At 68.4% G+C, this 696-nt stretch carries 2 protein-coding genes; one reads left to right on the top strand and one right to left on the bottom strand.

Annotation, left to right across the window (positions count from 1 at the left end; genetic code table 11):
* Positions 1 to 276 (top strand): aldehyde dehydrogenase family protein (locus DVK00_RS20650; protein WP_121578511.1); only part of this gene is annotated, 276 nt, incomplete at its 5' end.
* 89 nt (positions 277 to 365) lie between these two features.
* Here the strand turns inward: DVK00_RS20650 and DVK00_RS20645 are convergent.
* Positions 366 to 696, bottom strand: a 331-nt coding sequence (locus tag DVK00_RS20645; protein ID WP_233560866.1) for a TCP-1/cpn60 chaperonin family protein, incomplete at its 5' end; no start/stop codon positions are given.

Below are 696 nucleotides of genomic sequence, written 5' to 3'. Positions count from 1 at the left end.
GACGACTTCGACCACGCCGTCGAGGTCGTCAACCAAAGCGAGTTCGGCAACGCGTCCAGCCTGTTCACCGACCGCGGGGCCGACGCCAAGCGGTTCCGACACGAGGTGGAGGCGGGCAACCTCGCGGTGAACGCGGGCACCGCCGCGCCGATGGCGTTCTTCCACTTCGGCGGCTGGAAGGACTCCTTCTTCGGCGACCTCCACGCGCAGGGCGACGACGCGATTCGCTTCTACACCGATGAGGCCGTCTACATCGAGCGCTGGCCGGACGCCTGACGCGACCCGAATCGAACGGAACACGGTTGCTTCTTTTTCGAGGTCGGCAGCGACCACCCGTCGGCACCCACACGTCGACGCGCCGCGTCTCAGATATCCCAGCGCGTCCCGTCGGTGTGTTCGAGGTAGTCAGCGTGTTTTTCGGCCTCTTCGTCGTAGATTGCCTCGCCCGGTCCCGCCGGCTCCTCGGTGAAGTCGGCGTCCACGGCGTCGTCGACTCTGAGCACGAGATTCGCCACCTCCGAGGCGCGCAGCACGACCCGGCGCTTCGTCGCCGCGGCGTCGAAGACGCCGCACTCGGCGGCGTTTCCGACCTCGCCGTCCGGAAGGACGAACCCCGCGGCGTCGTCGCCCGCGGCGTGTGCCGCCTTCAGGTCGGCCAGCAGTTCGACGTGGTCTTCGCCCGCGTTGCGGACGAGC

Source organism: Haloarcula sp. Atlit-47R, assembly GCF_003665985.1.
Taxonomy (GTDB): domain Archaea; phylum Halobacteriota; class Halobacteria; order Halobacteriales; family Haloarculaceae; genus Haloarcula; species Haloarcula taiwanensis.
Note: the sequence above shows the minus strand (reverse complement) of the source record. Positions and strands in the feature narration are given on the sequence as shown.